Genomic DNA, 14,447 nt, shown 5'->3' with positions numbered 1-14,447 from the left:
CGGTATGTTGATGTAGCCCGTGTACTCAAATCCAAAGTAGTCCGGCTTCTGGCGGGGCGCCAACGAGAACTGACCCACCACGGCCTGGGCCACCGGCGTCTTGCCTTCAATCTCACTCACACTGCGGCTCCACATGTGCTCATAGTAGCTGTAGCGCAGACCCGCCACCGGACTGCTCAGGCTCTCAGCCACCCGAACACCATCCCCACAGGTTTCGGCAACCCTGGCCCTATCATTTTTAAGGATACTCTGATCAGGTTGTTTGACAGAAAGACAAAGCTTTGCTTTTTCAGCATAAATGCTGCTTTGATCAGCTTGCCCATGGCTTCTCAACAATCGAAAACAATTATCGGATGCATTAACAAACCGGCCTTTTACAGTATAAGAAACTTCTGGCTTAGCCGGAAAGGAAAGGGCATCACCAATATAATCTACATAACTACCCCCCGTAATTTCAAATCCATTGGGAACAAGTAACTTCAATCGAAAACGATTTGAACCTTCCAACAGGAACAAAACACTTGATGGAATATTCATCAATTCTGCCCTGATTGTTAATTCAATTTCTTCGCCAACCGCAACGGTTGATTTGGACGTTGCGATGGAAAAGCGGATGGGATCATTACTTATGAAAACTTTTTTATAGGGGGTAGGAGGTCTCCCAAAAGGTGGCTTCAAATAATCTGAGCCAGTAGCAGCGGATGATAAAAAAGCCGCTAAAAATGGCAACAGGAAAAGTGCGGCAAAGTTTTTTTGCCATTTTTCTGTAAATGTTTGCATAAAAAAGCCAGGTACTAATTGGGGTTTAAATTCAAGAAGGGCAACAAAACTGATGTACTATTATTCAAATTGCGTAAATAGTACACAAAACTACTATATACGTTTAGCACATTAACTTCAAGGGCACTAATTTATGGCTTAATAATAGAAAATTTTAGTAACAACTTTCATTTGATATGAAAATATTTATCAAAAATACTATTACAATAGGATGGCAGCTTCAACGTATTTTAATTGATTGGAGGTAAATAAAAGGTATATAAATAAAAGAAGCCGGGAGCGCTCCCGGCTTCTTTAAATCTAATCGGTATAATAATTTATAGAGATGCTTACAAAGCAGCTTTCAGTTTTTGTTCCAGAACGGTTTTCGGCACAGCACCAATAACTTTGTCAATCATCTGACCGTTCTTGAATACCATTAGTGTCGGAATGCTTCGGATACCAAACTGCATCGGAATGCGGGCGTTCTGGTCAACATCCATTTTAGCAACTACGGCCTGACCATCGTACTCATCGGCGAGTTGCTCTACAACCGGGCCAATCATCTTACAAGGACCACACCACTCTGCCCAAAAATCTACCAGTACTGGTTTATCGGAATTAATTAAGTCGTTGAAGTTCGCGTCGGTTGCTTCAATAGCTCTTGATGCCATGACAATTCAAGTTTAAATGTTGCAGATCAAATTCACCTTCATAAACCGATTCGGTCCGATTAAGTTCCAAAACGTATGATGAGCTTTTAAAAGGTAATCTGCTTCCTGTGCTTAAACCCGGCGTTTCACCACCTCAACTTTCTCATGCAAAAAACTGGACATCAGCCGCTGGCTATCCTTATAATTAAAAACCTGCCCTTCGGTCCGTACAGCATCAATCAGAGTCATATCGAGCGTATGGGTCAGCCAGCCTTCTTTCTGGGGTACCTCGGTGGTCAGAATACCGTCTTCCGGCAGGTTGTGGTCGGGCGTGCAGTACATAGCCGCATAGCCGTAGTTAATGTCCACCGCCGGTGACCAGAGGGCATTACCGACGGTCTGTGAAATGACGGTGTATGCCTGATTCTCCAGCGCCCGTGCTCGTGCGCCCACGTGTACCCGCGTGGCCCCGCGAATGGTTTCCGTACAACTGGGAGCCAGGATGACCGAAGCCCCGGCGGCACTCAGCAGTTGTGAGCCCAGCGCAAATTCGACATCGTAACAGATCTGGATACCAAAACAACCCCAAGCGGCTTCAAACACGGTGAGCGTTTTAGGTGCGCTGTGGATGCCCCATACCTCATCTTCAAACCGGGTCATGAAGAACTTATCCTGGTAACCCACCAGCCCCTTCGGCGAAAACACAAAAGCCCGGTTGAAAATACTGCCATCTTCGGGCACCGGCAGACTGGGAGCGACAATGACCACCCCATATTCCCTCGCCAGTTCGGCAAACACCCCAATGAAGTCGGCGCGGAGAACATGAAGTTCCTGCACCTGCCAGCGAATATCACCCCGTACTTCGGGCGGAAACAGGCTCACCAGTTCCATGGAGCCGTATTCCGGAAACAGCAGCAGTTGCGCCTTCTGCCGAACAGCCGCTTCAACCCACTGGTTAACGTGCGCCCGCCAGGTATCAAAACTGGTATGCTCCGTGATTGGGTATTGAGCCGCAGCAACGGTTAGGTTCATATCTTTTCAATGATAGAATGATAGAATTGCTGAATGATTGAATGCGGTAAACCATCCCATTTCATTCTATAATTCAATCATTCCATCATTCTATAATTCCTTTACCCAAAACGTCATCAACTTCGGCGAAGATGTGTCCTCGCCAATGTCCGGCCAGGTCAACGTGGCCTGCAAGGCTGGTTCTTTGCGGTAGCCTCGTTTTAGCCAGAACCCATCGTTCGGCCGGTAGTTGACGGGTCGGGCGGGATGGTTCTCCGGCCGGTCCACCGAACAGAAACACGCCAGGGTATACGTCTGAAAGGTGCGGGCAAAGGCTTCCCGCTCATCGAAAAACCGGTGACCTATACCCTGGCCGCGATATTCATGCAGCAGCAGGCTTTCGCCAAAGTAGAAGATGGTGCTGAGGTCATAACCGGCCTGTTCGAAGGGCTGCCGGATTTCCGGCATTTCGTCGACCAGCGGCAGACCCGTGGTGGCTCCCACCATCTGCCGACCATGGCAGATAGCAAACATAAAAGAGCGCTCCGATTGGATGTAGGTTTTCAGATACTCTTTCTCGTAGTCCGGCGATCCTTCGTAGAGATAAGGAAAATCGCGAAATACCCGAATGCGCAGAGCCGCCAGATCATCTAAAACATGGCCAATCTCTGCGCCGACCCTGGTCATAAATGATAATGACTCCTGGAACATTCGTTACGATACCAGTTTAATCCAGAGGGGCAGGTTATAATAGGTAGTTACCCGGCTGATCTTCCCTTCTGTCACTTCCAGAAACGCAGCCGCAGGTAACACATAGCGCTGACCGTTAGCCTCGGGCAAGCCCTCCTCTCCTTTTTTATAGACCCCATTGACCACAAACTCAACGGCTACACGGCGGCCAGATGTCTCCGTAAAGAAAACCATATCCGTCAGCGTCTCTTCATACGACTCGTCCATGTGGCCGAGAAACTCGGTAAACTTTTCGATGCCAACTCTTGGGTCACCCTGATTCGGTTCATGGCGTACGTCAGGGTGCAGCAGGGCCAGCATGCCATCCCAGTCTTTATTATTGAACGCTGAGTAATACTGTTGAACAATTTCCAGTGACGTCATCGTGTACTAAGTGTTTTATCCCAAATTTTGCATGTTGCGACACGGAATCGCTTAATGTGCAACCCGAACTTGTCTCATTAGGTTTTATTTCGGCTGCCGCTAAAATGGTTTCAACCCATATATTTGAAAAGGCCAAATATGTATGTGATGAGTGATAGCACTAACTGGACTCCGTATCCAGAAGACAACTTTCTTGGATTAACAGATTCCAATCTGATTAATGAAGCAGAAGCCGCAGGTATCACGAAAGCCGAACTCTTGATATTTGGCTTTGATGTTGATGAACCCATCTCCGTGTGGTTAATACTGGACATTCATAAGCATGCATTTGGACACATGTATGACTGGGCGGGTAAATGGCGTACCACGCAGGTAACTGTCGGCCAACTCGTCCCTCCCGCTCCTAACCAGGTACTGCATTTAATGTATCAGTTTGTGGATAATCTGAATTTCAAGCTTTCGGTAGCAACTACACGGCAAGACCAACTTGACTGTCTCACATTTGCTCATTATGAGTTTGTTCGGATACATCCGTTCACTAATGGCAACGGTCGTACAGGTAGGATGTTGATGAATCTGGTAGCACTGAAGCTTGGATATCAACCTTTACAACTTTACCACCGGGAAGGTGAAAGCAGAAAAGTTTACATCAACGACATGAAAGCTGCCGACCGTGGAGACTTCACTCGCTTAAGAGTGCTTATCGACGAAGAACTGATTCCCTTTTAACTCCTGCTCGCGTAGTACTTTTTGCACGATTTTATTAATCTTCGGCCGTGATACAGTCTGATCTTCTAATGACATGGTAGAAAACACAGTATCGGCCAGTACTTTCGCAAGGAAGTTCTTGTCTCTGAGCTGGGGATATTTTTCGTAAAACGTCATATCTCCTTGATAACTCTTTTTAATTTAATCCGGTTTCCAACTACGCCACTTTACAACTCACGCCATCAATCTGCTCCAGTGCCCGCACCAGTTCGTTGGCAGGGCGGACCTTCACTGTACGCGACAGCAGACTGACTTCGACGCGCTCGTCGGGGTCGGCCACGGTCAGGATCAGGGTGCAGTTGCCGGGGTACGCTTTAGTCAGTTCACCCATGCGGGCGACTACCTGTTCGTTCAGGTAAGGTAACTCCAGGGAAACCCGCAATTCTTTGCAGAACTTATCGCGCATTTCGCTGAGCAGCCGGATGTTGGTTGGCTTAAACTCCAGATTATCCGAATTCCAGCGGTTCTGGGTTTTGCCCGTTACGTGCAGAAAACGGCCCACCTCAATGTACTGGCCCATCCGGACGAAGTCTTCACCAAACAGCGTCATCTCCAGCGAACCGTTGTAGTCTTCCAGCTTAAAGATCAGGAACGGATTACCATTGCGGGCAATTTTGTTGATAACGGAAGTCACGATACCGCCTACCTTGATCTCAGGAGATTTGCTCTCGTACACCTGGTCGAGCTGGCAGTTGCAGAAGGCATCCATCTCAATGCGGAACTCATCGAGCGGGTGGCCGGTGATGTAAAAGCCGACGACTTCTTTTTCAAACTTCAGCTTCTCGATCTGATTCCAGGGCGGCACAACAGGTGCTTTGGGGCGAGAAATTTCCATGACCCCGCCGACCATCGAGCCGAACAGAGAATTCTGGGCTGCGGCTTTATCCTGGTGGTAATTGTTGGCGTACCGAATCAACTTCTCTAGGAACGACGAGGTTTCGCCGGCCGGTATATCAAAGTACTGTGCCCGGTGGTATTCATCCAGCGCATCAAAACCACCGGCATAGGCCAGCGATTCGAGGGTTTTCTTGTTTACTGTGCGCAGGTTAACCCGGATGATGAAGTCGAAGACGTCTTTAAAGGGCCCATTAGTCGTACGCTCTTCGATAATGGCTTCTACGGCTGCGTCGCCCGCTCCTTTAATACCCGCCAACCCGAAGCGGATTTCGCCTTTTTTGTTCACGCCAAACACCCGCTCCGATTCATTAACATCCGGGCCCAATACCGGAATACCCAGGTTCTTACACTCTTCGAGGAAGAAGGTAATCTTCTCGATGTTTCCTAAGCAGGAGGTCAGGACGGCAGCCATGTACTCGGCTGGGTAGTAAGTTTTGAGGTAAGCCGTCTGGTAGGCGACAAAGGCGTAGCAGGTTGAGTGCGACTTATTAAAGGCGTATGACGCGAAGGCCTCCCAGTCGGTCCAGACTTTTTCGCAGATTTTCAGGTTCAGCCCGTTGGCTTTGCAGCCATCCATAAACTTTCCCTTCATCTTATCGAGCACGTCCTTTTGCTTCTTACCCATGGCCTTCCGCAGCACGTCGGCATCGCCTTTAGTAAAGTTACCCAGCTTTTGAGACAGCAGCATCAACTGCTCCTGGTAAACCGTAATACCATAGGTATCAGCCAGATACTCCTCCATCTCGGGGAGATCGTACTTTACCTCCTCGCGGCCGTGCTTTCGGTTAATAAACGTAGGGATGTACTGAATTGGGCCGGGACGGTACAAGGCGTTCATCGCAATCAGGTCTTCAAACCGGTCGGGCTTGAGGTCCTTCATGTATTTCTTCATCCCGTCGGATTCAAACTGGAAAATAGCGTTGGTTTCACCCCGCTGAAACAGCTCGTACGCCTTCGGATCATCGAGTGGAATATCGTCAATGTCTGTTTCAACCCCGTTGACAAACAGCCCCCCGTGGTTCTGCTTCACCAGCCGCAGACACTCCTTAATGATAGTGAGGTTTCGCAACCCCAGAAAGTCCATCTTGATTACCCCCGCATCCTCAATTACTTTACCCTCATACTGGGTGATAATGAGGTTGGTATCTTTGGAGGTTGAAACCGGTACGATATTCGACAGGTCATCGGGGGCAATAATGATACCGGCCGCGTGAACTCCTGTGTTCCGGACGGTACCTTCAAGCCGGCGTGCCTGCTGAAGCACATTCTGCACCTTCTCGGTATCAATGAGCTTCATGGCCCGCCCCACACTCTGATCACCTGCTTCCAGGGCCCGCATCCGTTTCACGTTTTCCACCTCTTCGGGCTGAATCAGATTGGACAGCCCACCGGGGCCGTCAATGGGATCTTCAAAAATGCGCCGGAGCGTCATGTTGTACGTCGGCTTGTCGGGCACAAGCTTGGCGAGGGCGTTGGCGTCGTTGAGGGGCAGGTCCATTACCCGCGATACATCCTTGATCGCCGATTTGGCTGCCATGGTGCCGTAGGTCACAATGGCGGCTACCTGCTGCTTACCGTATTTCTGCACCACATAATCAATCACCTTCTGGCGGCCTTCGTCGTCGAAGTCCGTATCAATATCGGGCATCGATTTCCGGTCGGGGTTCAGGAACCGTTCGAAAAGCAGATCGTACTTAATCGGATCGATATTCGTAATACCAATGCAGTAGGCTACCGCCGAGCCCGCGGCAGAACCCCGGCCCGGCCCTACCATCACGCCCAAATCGCGCCCGGCCTTGATAAAGTCGGCCACAATCAGGAAGTAGCCGGCAAAGCCCATGGTTTTGATCGTAAAAAGCTCAAAATCAAGGCGCTCCTGTACGTGCGACTCAATTTCGCCGTACCGTTTCCGGGCTCCCTCAAACGTCAGGTGTTTCAGGTACTCCCACTGATTGGCAACATCGTCGTCGTGAATCTGAAACTCTTTGGGAATGGGAAAATTAGGGAGCAGAATATCCCGTTTCAGCTTGAGCGTCTCCACCTTATCGACAATCTCGTTGGTATTATCGATAGCCTGCGGCAGGTCGTGAAACAGGGTACTCATCTCCTGGGTGTTCTTGAAATAGAACTGATCGGAGAAAAACGCAAACCGGGTATTTTTAGGCATTGCTTCGTCGTCGCTGAATTCCTTCATCGAGGGCGTGCTCTGCTTCTCGCCGGTGTTTACGCACAAGAGAATATCGTGCGCCACCCAATCGTCGCGATCGACGTAGTGCGAATCATTCGACGCAATAATCTTTACATTGTACTTGGTAGCAAACTTAACCAGTACTTCGTTGGCTTTAATCTGATCGGGTATTTCGTGCCGCTGGAGTTCTACGTAATAATCCTCTCCAAACTGGTCGAGCCACCATTTAAACTCTTTTTCGCCCTCAGCCTCTCCTTTTCTCAGAATCGTTTTGGGCACGATAGCCCCAATACAGCAGGTGGTGGCAATCAGGCCCTCTTTGTATTTTTCAATCAGCGCTTTGGTAACCCTGGGGTACTTACCGTAGAGGCCTTCCATATACCCCAGCGAGCAGAGCTTAACCAGGTTTTTGTAGCCGGTCGGGTTTTTGGCGAGCAGGAGCTGGTGGTACCGAATATCTTTCTGCTCCTTGGTAAACTGCTTGCGGGTGTGATCGTCTACCACGTAAAACTCGCAGCCGACAATGGGCTTGATACCCTGCTTGGCAGCTTCAGCCACAAACTCAAACACGCCAAACATATTCCCGTGATCCGTGATGGCCACGGCGGGCATGTTGTCGGCTTTGGCTTTCTTGATAAGTTTCTTAATATCCGCCTGCCCGTCGAGCAGGGAATACTGGGTGTGGCAGTGGAGGTGGGAGAATTGCATATTCAGTCTGAATAGCACCGGCTACCCGGCAGGATTTACAGGATTAGAAGGATAAACAGGATACCGTTCTTCGGTAAAAATAAGGGAATTCGCGGTGGGTTAGAAGGGCCGCTACGGAGAAAATTATATGTGTGCAGGTAAGTTCCTGCTACCCACGTAAATACTTTTCAATAGTTCCAGCGTATCGGGCTGGACTGTTGCCGTGTGTAGCATCGAAACTGTTCAGGTTGGAGGTCAAAAATGGCGCAACAGAACGACAGGGTTTTCTTTTTCAAATAAGCTGCCTGTAACGCTTCTTCCCTGACTCGGTCTGAACCATAGTACCGCAACAACTCTACAATATCGGCCCAGAGTCCATAATTAAGCACCTTCTCCTAGCATACTTATTCTGCTTTGTTATCTGGAGCGTTCCAACCTTTATACAGCTTCTCATATTCAGCCTCGGTTAGCAGACTCACTTGATAAGGCTGGGGAAAACGCTTGCTCCGGGCGTTATTGTAAACATAGCTGGAAAGCGAGTAGGCGAAGTCTGAGGGCTTATAACGGTTCAAGGCCGAATTGCTGACCGGCCGGTCATGAATCCAGATGGCGTATTTTTTACCGTTCTTCAGGGATTCAAAATAAGCCGGCGAGGGTGATTTTTTGGGAGGACGGGTAGGAATCGGCGCAAATCCCCGCGCCTGTGTGGCATTCGCCTGCTGCTGCGAGGTCATCTTCCTGAATATCTGGTCGGCCACTTCCCGACCTTCGTGGCCCCAGTCAAATCCATACCGGGGAAATCGGGCCTGCTGCCCGGCCGGGAGAGGGAGTTTCGCTTCCTTAACAATGCGTTCGTAGTCTTCCAGTTCGGCCGGGCTTGCTCCCTGCCCGACCGATTCTGGTTTAGCCGCTTTCGTTTCCAGACGCGGCACTGGCTTTGTTTTTTCCTGAGCCTGGCTATGCTCGCTAAACAGAAAACCGACTACGAAAATAACGGGTGCCAGGGCCACTTTCTTCAGGAGCATGCCGGCCGGATTGGAGGATTTCGTTATCATGATCATTCTTTTTTTGGTACCTGAGAAGTTAAAACGGCTGGTCAGCGTGCCTTCGCTGTTTGTGCGGAGTTTAGCCAATAAGAGGTGTTGATAGCGTTTTGGATTGCCATATGCACTGTTTACAGCCTCATCAGCCAGAAATTCATGGTTTAGCTCAATGGCTTTCCGGTACAGAAACAGGACAGGGTTCAGCCACCCAAAGGCCAAAACCAGTTCCATGAATAAAATATCCAGCGAATGTTTCTGGTGAATGTGCGCTGTTTCGTGCGCCAGCAGTTCGGCTTCAATACGCTGTTGCCGAAAGTCGTTTTCGTTTACATAGATCGTATTGAAAAACGAATAGATCGGTGTGTCTTCCCGGAGCAGGACCACGCGGGTACCCTGCCACCGGGCAACGGGATTTCGGACTGCCTTTTTGACCAGAACGACTAAATTTCTCCCAAAACGAAGCAGAAACCCGGCCGTTATGAAGGCATATACCCAATAAAACATGTTAGTGAAAGGAACCGGCTTTTCTGTATCCACAACCGCTGGCGCGTCTGGATTACGTATGCTGGCTGGAGACGTCGGGACTGTTGGCGCTGGCTGAACGTGCTGCGTCACCACCGAACGGTTCAACAGGTCAGGCATCAGCGGGGCTCTTCCGTCAACGGAAATCAGCGGGACTGCCCCCGAAAAGACAATGGCGAACAACAGATAAAACCGGTTAAACTGGTGCATTTTTTCCCGCTCCAGAAAAAGCAGATAAACCAGCAGGAGTATGCCCGAGCAGGCAGTCATTTTCAGCAGGTATACTATCATTTCTTTTGCTTTTTAGTGATCTCCTGGTCAACAACCTGCCGCAACTCCTCCAGTTCATCGGCCGTTAGATTGGTATTGGTCGCAAAAAATGAAGCAAACTGCATAGCGGAATTATTGAAGAAGTTTTTGATAAGTCCGTTGACTTGCCGGGCAAAATAATCGGTCTTACTGATGAGCGGGTAGTATTGGCGGGAGTTACCGTGTACTTCGTAAGCAATAACGCCTTTTTCCTGCATCCGCTTCAGCAGCGTAGCCACCGTCGTCGGAGCTGGTTTAGGTTCCGGCAAGTACTCCATCAGGTCTTTGAAGTAAATTTTTTCCTGCTGCCAGATATGCTCCATGAGCTGCTCTTCGGTTTTAGACAACTGCATATCTCTACAAAATTAGAATGTTTTCTACAAATGTAGAATAAAGATAAGTAAAAGCAGGTCCTATACCCTGCTTTTTTATCAGAAGCAGGCAAAAAAGGTAATGCATGACTTTCAGCCTGCCCCCGGAACATAGACAAAAAGGGGCAACTGAATGACCATCTGCCCCTTTTTGTCTGTATGAAGATTGGTTAGTCAACAACCCGCTCCAGCCCCTGGAAGTAATTACCGTCGACGTACCGATTCTCCAGAAAAATCAGGTCGTCGGGCTGGTCAGCAGGGTATCGTTGCAGTAGACCTTCAGGCGGTACGCATTCCCCCGCCCGGCACACAGTTGCCATAGGTAAGTGCCCAGGTGATAAATCAGCAGGTAGCCGTAGCGGCTCGAATGGGTTCGCTACGGCCATTTGCATTAGAGCACTATTTCGCCTTTCTTTGGAGCAGTAGGGTATACACTATAAGCCGAAGAAAGTCTGAATTATATACTGGGCATTAGATACAATTTAGCTCAGGCTATTTTACATCATCTAACCTTAGGCGAGTTTTCATAATCACACAATAACCATTATGTTAACTAATTTTTTACCATCACGAAAGGTAAAAAGCCTTTTATGGGAGTAAATCCATACTTTACCGATTTAAGAAATAGTGTTTAAACTCCGCCGGCTCTTCCAGCTCAACGGTAACGTATTTCGAAAACAGCTTCTCCCCTACCTGACTGCGCAGATATACCTACGTCGATCAGGCGAATTCCCTGCCCGGTCAGCCTAACGTTGTCGTACTTCTCCCCTCCCTGGTCCGAGGGTCTTTTCATGTCGCGATGCACGAATCCCGCCTGGTGGAGCTGCCGCTAACGCCACCACCAGGTTGTTGGCTCCGTACGAGCGGTGATTGGGGTATCGCTTCGGCATGGTCAAATATACAGCAGGGAAAGCAGTAGTTATTCGTAAAATCAACAAGTATATTTGTAAATAAGTCAACTACGCCATGCGCTTACTATCCACCCTCGCTTATGCCCTGTTGTTTTTGAGCTTCGCCCAGGCACAGCCCACGCAGAAACCAAAACTCGTTGTGACACCACTCAACGACCGGGTATTGGTACACACTACCTACGGCATTTACCAGAATACCGCATTCCCCTCCAACGGGCTCATCATCAACACCAGCGATGGCGTAGTACTGGTCGATACCGGCTGGGATACCCCGGAGGACACCGATAACACCCGGCAACTGCTGCGGTGGGTGGCCGATAACCTGCACCGACCCGTGCGTTTTTGCATCGTCACCCATTTCCATGACGACCGCGTGGGCGGAATCAGCGAAATGAGGAAAGCCGGTATCCGGGTCATCAGCACACCGCTGACAGCCCGTATGTCCGTAAAGGAAGGATACCCCTCGCCCGACCCTGTTTTGCCGGCCGATACCACCTTCACCATTGGGCAGGTGCCTATCCGCTGCTATTTTCCGGGCGAAGGCCATACCAGCGACAACATGGTGGTCTGGCTACCCAGTGAGCAGATTCTGCACGGCGGCTGTTTTGTCAAGAGTGTAGCCGCCTTTGGCATGGGCAACGTGGCCGATGCCAATCTGACCGAATGGACCAACTCCGTCCGGCGGGTAATCAACCAGTTTGGCACCGCTAAGATAGTGGTACCGGGTCATGAAGAATGGGGGGATACCCGAGCCCTGGAACATACCCTGCAACTGTTGGCGAAGCAGGCGGCTGCCCAAAAACGGTAAATACACTGACGCTGTTAGTAGCTGACCAGCGAGGAATCTACTCGGCAACCCCGGCGGGCCGGGGTAATTTGTTTGGTCTGAGTTCGTACATAGCCGCGTTTGGTCGGCACTGTGGCCCCCGGTTTCAGCACATACCCGTTCGACCTCACCACAAAAAATACACGCATTCCCCTGTTTGACCCTGGTGGCTCGATTGCGGGAGTGTAGTTTCCTGATTGGGCGATAAGGTTATACGACAGAAGCCGCAAAACCATTAGCTTTTGCGGCTTCTGTCAGTTTGTTTTATTTGGTAGAATTGAAAAGCTTCCTGAAAATTATTCGATAGGATCGATACTTGAGCCGGAACAACCTACAGCCAATACATCCTTCCGGTAAGTAGGCAAGAATACGAAGGTTGGACTATTACTCCCTATTGTTGCCATCTTCTTGTACCCTCTAGACTTCACATCGCGGATGTATATGATAAGCCCCTTGGTCTGTTCAACGGGTAACTTCATATAAGAATTAAATTGATTCGGCTTGATTGTAAAGGTACTGTAAGTCTTGGTAGACTTAACCACCGCTTCGGGCAGAATCGGCTGACTAACCAGGGTATAGTCGGAGGTTACCGCAATTTCGGCATTAGGGACAACCTCAGCATTGGGTGTAGTTGCGGTTGCGCATCCACCGGTAATTTTAAAAACCTGATAAACTTCATTATCTTTTAAGCCGGAAACACCGCCAACCCGTCCGTTCGGAACTTCCTCGCCATCGATCACTATCACAGGAATAGCTTCCAGCTTAGCGACAAGTGGATTCTTAGGGGTTACATCATGTTCAACAACATTCTCCTGATTACAGGCGACAAAGCTAATAGTGCTGGCAATGGTAGCGGCATAAACAGCCAAAGCTTTTACACGCGAAGCGATAAGGAATTGCATAGAATTTTTCATGGCGTTGAGTATTTGTTGTTTATCCGGCTTGCGCAGACTGATACATCCATCAGCCTGGTGCAGTTATTCCCGTATCAAGTCCCTCCTGTCACTATTCTAAAACGTAAATGCTTCGTTCGGGAACCCATCAAATCAGTACAAACCGCATACCAATATCACAAAGACACTTTCGTTGGTTTTGAGTACGGATTAATTAGAGGTAAGCATTCCATCTGGTGGGTAATTTTTTACTCAGTTATGGTAAAGGCATTCCTCTAACCAGGGTTCCTGACTACCCCTGTGACCTGCTTAAGCATTACGTTCAGCTCATTTAATCAAAAGCGCAGTCCTAAATGGCTCCGCAGCCCTTCCGCTGCGCGTTTTGGCAAATTTTTATGGTTTTTGCAACTATTCAGGTCGTCTGGTGGGAACTTCTGTTCACGTTCCTGAGGTTCTAATATTTTTCTAATAATTTTTGCAACGGCTGCCTCTCAATTAGCGTATTGTCCTAAAAAGCCAACCGCCTGTACGACGCATTATTTCTATGGAAACCCTGCATGATCCCACCAAACTTCCGCTTTCCGTCGTCATCATCACGCTTAATGCAGAACGCACCCTGCTGCAAACGCTCACATCCGTTATCGACTGGGCGGGCGAAATCGTGGTGGTTGACTCAGGCAGTACCGACGCGACCCTGACGATTGCCCGCATCATGGGCTGCCAGATTTACCACCGGACGTTCGACGGCTATGGACCGCAGAAGCAGTTTGCAGTAGATCAGGCCACAAATGACTGGGTGTTGCTGCTCGATGCCGATGAAGTAGTGGATAAAGAACTACAGCGGGAGATCTGGCGGGCAATGGCCATTCCTCCGGATGCGCAGCAGGCCTTCAGCGTATCGCGCCGGCTGATATTTATGGGGCGGGCCATGCAACACATTGGTGAAAGCCGCAAACCGCTGGTGCGTCTGTTTAACCGGAAACAATCTAAAGTCAGTTCAGCGATGGTTCACGAACAGGTTGAGGTAGCAGGTGATACAGTGCCCCTTACGGGTCTGCTCTGGCACTACAGCTATGGCTCCCTGCACGAATACCTGGAGAAACTCAACCGGTATACCACCATTGGTGCCGGAGAACTGGTAAAGGCCGGTCGCCGGCAAAGCCGTTTGCTTCTTCCCTTCCGGTTTCTCTGGACGTTTTTGTCTATTTATGTTTTCAAAGGCGGTTTTCTGGATGGCTTTGCCGGATTTACCTGGGCGCTATTTTCAGCCATCTACCCGGTAGCCAAATATACCAAGCTGCATGAACTGCGCACAAGTCAATCGGCAATGCACCCGGAGCCGACCAAATCGAAAAACCCGATAGCGACACTCAACGAAAACGAACGGTAGCTAAAGGGGCGTTGGCTTAGTGGGCATTTCCGTAGGCTTCATCCGGTTTTCAACGATCAGGAGATAGGGTCGTTGCCCTTGTGTTTCTTCAGAATTGGATCGTATT

Annotated in this window: 15 protein-coding genes; 3 read left to right on the top strand and 12 right to left on the bottom strand. The window is 49.4% G+C overall.

Translation table 11 applies throughout. The features are described 5' to 3' along the window. The 5 genes from ABD949_RS20715 to ABD949_RS20695 form a co-directional block, all read right to left on the bottom strand. On the bottom strand, window positions 1-780 hold a 780-nt coding region (locus ABD949_RS20715; RefSeq protein ID WP_345246567.1), incomplete at its 3' end, for a hypothetical protein. 329 nt (window positions 781-1,109) lie between these two features. Then, a complete protein-coding gene (gene trxA / locus ABD949_RS20710; RefSeq protein ID WP_345246565.1) occupies window positions 1,110-1,433 on the bottom strand; it encodes a thioredoxin in 324 nt (107 codons plus the stop codon). A gap of 111 nt (window positions 1,434-1,544) precedes the next feature. Further along, window positions 1,545-2,444 (bottom strand): carbon-nitrogen hydrolase family protein, encoded by a 900-nt coding sequence (locus ABD949_RS20705; RefSeq protein ID WP_345246563.1) that lies wholly within the window; start codon window positions 2,442-2,444, stop codon window positions 1,545-1,547. A 90-nt stretch (window positions 2,445-2,534) separates the two neighbouring features. Beyond that, complete coding sequence (locus tag ABD949_RS20700) at window positions 2,535-3,134, bottom strand: GNAT family N-acetyltransferase (RefSeq protein ID WP_345246561.1); 600 nt, start codon at window positions 3,132-3,134, stop codon at window positions 2,535-2,537. A 3-nt stretch (window positions 3,135-3,137) separates the two neighbouring features. Next, a complete protein-coding gene (locus ABD949_RS20695) occupies window positions 3,138-3,536 on the bottom strand; it encodes a nuclear transport factor 2 family protein (RefSeq protein ID WP_345246559.1) in 399 nt (132 codons plus the stop codon). A 147-nt stretch (window positions 3,537-3,683) separates the two neighbouring features. On the opposite strand from ABD949_RS20695, the gene ABD949_RS20690 reads away from it, so the two are divergent. Continuing rightward, entirely contained in the window at window positions 3,684-4,265 is a 582-nt protein-coding gene (locus ABD949_RS20690; protein WP_345246557.1) for a Fic family protein, read from the top strand. 196 nt (window positions 4,266-4,461) lie between these two features. Here the strand turns inward: ABD949_RS20690 and dnaE are convergent, their stop codons facing one another. The 5 genes from dnaE to ABD949_RS20670 form a co-directional block, all read right to left on the bottom strand. Further along, window positions 4,462-8,097: a DNA polymerase III subunit alpha gene (gene dnaE / locus ABD949_RS20685; RefSeq protein ID WP_345246555.1), complete on the bottom strand. Its 3,636-nt coding sequence runs from the start codon at window positions 8,095-8,097 to the stop codon at window positions 4,462-4,464. Between the two features lie 167 nt (window positions 8,098-8,264). Then, window positions 8,265-8,465 (bottom strand): hypothetical protein, encoded by a 201-nt coding sequence (locus ABD949_RS30845; RefSeq protein ID WP_425576782.1) that lies wholly within the window; start codon window positions 8,463-8,465, stop codon window positions 8,265-8,267. Between the two features lie 15 nt (window positions 8,466-8,480). Further along, entirely contained in the window at window positions 8,481-9,932 is a 1,452-nt protein-coding gene (locus ABD949_RS20680; RefSeq protein WP_345246552.1) for a M56 family metallopeptidase, read from the bottom strand. Then, window positions 9,929-10,303: a BlaI/MecI/CopY family transcriptional regulator gene (locus ABD949_RS20675; protein WP_345246550.1), complete on the bottom strand. Its 375-nt coding sequence runs from the start codon at window positions 10,301-10,303 to the stop codon at window positions 9,929-9,931. The genes ABD949_RS20680 and ABD949_RS20675 overlap by 4 nt, the downstream gene beginning before the upstream one ends. Before the next feature lie 188 nt (window positions 10,304-10,491). Further along, the gene (locus tag ABD949_RS20670; protein WP_345246548.1) at window positions 10,492-10,641 is read right to left on the bottom strand and encodes a hypothetical protein; all 150 of its coding nucleotides are present in this window, start codon (window positions 10,639-10,641) and stop codon (window positions 10,492-10,494) included. Window positions 10,642-11,287: 646 nt separating this feature from the next. Here ABD949_RS20670 and bla point away from each other — a divergent pair. Next, entirely contained in the window at window positions 11,288-12,040 is a 753-nt protein-coding gene (gene bla / locus ABD949_RS20665; protein WP_345246546.1) for a subclass B1 metallo-beta-lactamase, read from the top strand. Window positions 12,041-12,054: 14 nt separating this feature from the next. On the opposite strand, the gene ABD949_RS20660 is transcribed toward bla, so the two are convergent. Then, entirely contained in the window at window positions 12,055-12,207 is a 153-nt protein-coding gene (locus ABD949_RS20660) for a hypothetical protein (RefSeq protein WP_345246544.1), read from the bottom strand. Window positions 12,208-12,354: 147 nt separating this feature from the next. After that, on the bottom strand, window positions 12,355-12,972 hold the full coding sequence (locus ABD949_RS20655; RefSeq protein WP_345246542.1) for a hypothetical protein: 618 nt from the start codon (window positions 12,970-12,972) through the stop codon (window positions 12,355-12,357). A 523-nt stretch (window positions 12,973-13,495) separates the two neighbouring features. Here ABD949_RS20655 and ABD949_RS20650 point away from each other — a divergent pair. Continuing rightward, on the top strand, window positions 13,496-14,341 hold the full coding sequence (locus tag ABD949_RS20650; RefSeq protein ID WP_345246540.1) for a glycosyltransferase family 2 protein: 846 nt from the start codon (window positions 13,496-13,498) through the stop codon (window positions 14,339-14,341). The last annotated feature ends 106 nt before the right edge of the window (window positions 14,342-14,447 follow it).

It is taken from the genome of Nibrella saemangeumensis, assembly GCF_039541915.1.
Classification (GTDB): domain Bacteria; phylum Bacteroidota; class Bacteroidia; order Cytophagales; family Spirosomataceae; genus Nibrella; species Nibrella saemangeumensis.
This window is presented reverse-complemented; position numbering and strand designations above follow the sequence as displayed.